Source organism: Deltaproteobacteria bacterium, from assembly GCA_018668695.1.
In the GTDB taxonomy this organism is placed as follows: domain Bacteria; phylum Myxococcota; class XYA12-FULL-58-9; order XYA12-FULL-58-9; family JABJBS01; genus JABJBS01.
On the sequence record JABJBS010000030.1, the window covers coordinates 1 to 3602 of the forward strand.

At 50.7% G+C, this 3602-nt stretch carries 3 protein-coding genes; all 3 read right to left on the reverse strand.

Features of this window, described 5'->3' with window-relative positions; translation table 11 throughout:
- Positions 1-633: hypothetical protein (locus tag HOK28_01430; protein ID MBT6431720.1), on the reverse strand; the 633-nt coding region annotated here is incomplete at its 3' end.
- Positions 630-2717: a protein kinase gene (locus tag HOK28_01435; GenBank protein ID MBT6431721.1), complete on the reverse strand. Its 2088-nt coding sequence runs from the start codon at positions 2715-2717 to the stop codon at positions 630-632. The genes HOK28_01435 and HOK28_01430, both read right to left, overlap by 4 nt.
- A 5-nt stretch (positions 2718-2722) precedes the next feature.
- Positions 2723-3602: hypothetical protein (locus tag HOK28_01440; GenBank protein MBT6431722.1), on the reverse strand; the 880-nt coding region annotated here is incomplete at its 5' end.

Here is a 3602-nt window from a genome sequence, read left to right on the forward strand (position 1 = left end):
ATTGCAAGATGAGCCGTCGGGGATGGCGCTGTAGGAGTCTGTATCTGAAATATCACAGGCTTCCGGGCTCTCTCCACTCGCATCCCAAACGCCGTCACCGCAGCTTGAAGCAGAGCAGGCTAAAGATCCGGTTGGGTCGGTGGGAGCACAAATGGTTCGCTCGTTGTCATCGGTGGCACAGACTTTCCCCTTATTGTCGGAGTTCCCACACCAATCTAAAATATAAACTGTGGCGACTGCTTTCTCTGAATTGCTAAAAGGGATGCGTTGGTAACCGCGCCCAAGAATCTCACCACCTTCGGAGCGAGCGATGACCCAGTAGCCAGGGTGAGGAACAGTGCTGGACGCTCCTGGCCGAACAACGGTGATACGGTCGGTCTCGGGGCTGTCTGTCTGCAGAAGTACCCACTGGTAGTTATCTGTATCTTCTTCGCCATCGGTCTCTAAGTCGTCCTCTAGGAAACCAAACTCAACACCTTCACCGAGTAATGCGGAGATACGTTTGTCTTGAGTGTTGTCAACGACTTGTAAACTGACATCTGGCGTTCGGTTGCAAGCGAAAAGCAGGAGCGAGGAGGCGAGTAGGGGAAGACAGGAGCGGCAGGCAGCAGATGAAACGAAGTTCTGTATCATGGCGTAAGTTTCCAATTAATCTTTTTGGTTTTTCCTGATTCAATCGTAATGGTTCGTGTGGTGGACGTGGCGGTCCCATCTTCTAATTTATAGTCCATCTTAATAGTGTGCTTCCCTGCTTTAAGCTTACGCTTGGAGAAGGGGGTGGGTCCGTATGGCTTGCCATCGATGAAAACATTGCTCCAAGGTTTGGTTTTCAGTGTGAGGAAACCAAGCTTATCTTCGATGACGATGGTTTTTGTTTGGACGATGGTTTCAGGCTGCGCGGCTGGGGTGGATTGAGGCGTAGCCGGCTGAGGTGTGGCCGCAGGTTTTCTCTTTGTTTTAACCTTAGAACGTTTAAGAACAATTTTTTGTTCAATGGTTTGCCCGGCCTTTGGGGCCAGGGGAAGCTGGAATGATTTATAGCCGGTTTTCTTCAGGACCAAGTTGTGGGTTACCCCAGGTGTGAGTGAAAGCGGTGTTTCACCGGTGCTACCAATCAAAATGCCATTTTCGTAAATACCAACTTTGGTGGGTCTACTTGTTAAGACGAGAGTAGCAAAGGCCGGAGGTAAAGCCGGATTCACGATAAGAGGGTTGACCGAACCATCAAGGGTGACGGTCTGCTTGATCGGTGGGTAGCCATCCTTGGTTAGGATCAGACGGTGTTCGCCATGTGCTAGATTATCTAAAACAGTGGGCGCTTTTTGCGGTGCAATATTACCGTCTATGGAGACTGTGGCACCGGTGGGTCCGTTTACCTGAATCGCGAGTGGAATTTTTTGAGGCGCCGGTGCTTCAACTTTTGGAGGAGCGGTAGGAGCCAAACTGGGTGCTTGTTGGCTTAGCACGCCTGCTAGGCCCGCCACTAAACCAATCGCCAGAGCCATTGCGACAAGAGGTGTTTTCTTTTTCGGGGGTGCTGGTCTTAACTCTGGTTTTCGTTCTGGTGGTGCAGTTACCTTGTCCCGCTGCGGCCCCGGACGTGTATCTATTCGTGTATCTTTTTGAGCTGATCCCGAAGTTTGAGGGATATCATGAGCCCTTGTGGCAACGTCATCTTCATCATCATCGTCCGGCTCAGGTCCACGTAGAGGAACAGTGCCGGGTGTTTGAAGGTTGATCATAAAGTTTTGCGGGGTTGAACCGGTGGTTTCTTTCGCTTTTTTATTGAGCTCTTCGCCAAGAAGTTTTTCCTGCAGATCAGCAATGCTTGAGCTTTGACCGTTTTGCTCGGCGGTTCTGATAAAAGACTCTAAGTCCGATTTAATTTCACTCCAGCTCTCATAACGGTCATCCGCTGCTCGGGCGCCCATTTTGAGGATGACCTCAGCGACTGCATCCGGAATGGAGGGCTCGCAGCTCCGAGGATCTTCCATCGGGTTTTTAGTCGTCGCCTCGATAAGTTGCAGATGAGAGGTACCAGGCTTGATTAAGCGGTCGCACGTCACAAGTTCCCAAAATACGACCCCGAGCGAAAACTGATCTGCACGCCAATCCACTTTGGTGCCGAGAAGTTGTTCGGGGGGCATGTAGGAGAGCTTACCTTTGACCTGGCCCGTTTGGGTTCGACTCACGAGGTTTGCGGCCCGAGCAATACCAAAATCAACAACCTTCACGACACCATCACGGCGCAACATGATATTTTGTGGACTGATGTCGCGGTGGACGATGTTGAGGGCTCGGCCTTCGATATCTTTAGCAAGCCAAGCATGTTCAAGGGCAATGGCTGCTTCTAAAACAATTTTCGCGGCGATGACCGGTGATATAAGCTCTCGCGTCTTTTGGGCTCCCCCGATGAGACGCGTTAAGTCATCTCCATCAATGTATTCCATAGCGATGTAGTAGATGCCTTCCCAGGCTCCCACTTCGTAGATAGATACGATGTTTGGGTGGTTGAGCGTGGCTGCGACTCTGGCTTCACCGAGGAATTGTTCGACAAAGGTTTCGTCCTCTGCAAGGTCGGGCAGCATGCTTTTGAGAATGATAAACCGGTCGATGAGCGTATCACTTTGACGCGCGAGAAAGATCTCACCCATACCCCCAATCGCGATGCGTTTGACGAGGCGGTACTTCTCAAAAATAAGCTGGGAATCAGCCACGAGTGTTACTCCAGCTCAAGTAAGGCTGCACCATCTTGAGGTTGCAAGCGTTCATGAATGAAATAGCCGCTTGTGGCTGCAATGGTGCCCACCGCAACGCCAGTAAGAACCCAGAACCAAACTTTCTCATAGAGCGGAACCGCACCGGCAACTGTACCGGGAGCCATATCGATATGAAGCGGTTTTTCAAGCGTTCCAAGTGAAATGAGTTTTTCGCCCACGGAGTCTGTGGTGATGAGCTGGTACTCCATCACAAAGCCGTCTTCGTTTTCAGTCCATTCACCGGTGACCGCACCGACCCACTCACCATCTTCATCTTGTGCAAGCGCAAGTGAGCTGTAGCTTTTTTCACCTTGGCGTCGATAGTTCACTTGAAACTGGTCAACGACTCCGCGCGGGTCGCGAATTCTATATGAAAACTCGAGCGGTATTCCGCCGGTCTGATTCTGTCCAATGCTTCCGATAATCGACATTTGTTGGAGCAGCATGGAAAGCTCCATCGCCCGCGTTTGATCGAGGATGGCTTGCTCTTCTTGTTTGACCATATTGAACACGCTTAAGATTTTCGGAGACTCGCTCTCGGGCAGGGAATGATTGGGTGAAATTCTCAGGACACTTCGAAACGGAATCTCAGCATCGACTTGGTTGCCAACAATGACGAGAGAGCTCCCCAATAACAAATAGGCATTGAGTTTCTCGTCGGTTGTTGATTGCGGGTGTTTGATGACTTTTTCGGCGTTCGGAATAACCGCATCGTATTCCATATCCTCGAAGAGGGCTTGGGCTTGGGCGTGTAACTCGTTGGAGCTGAGGTCTTTACCGAGAGCCAGCGAAGAGGAGAAAACAATCAATAGAAACGCTGCGGCGTGTGTTTTGTTGAACATG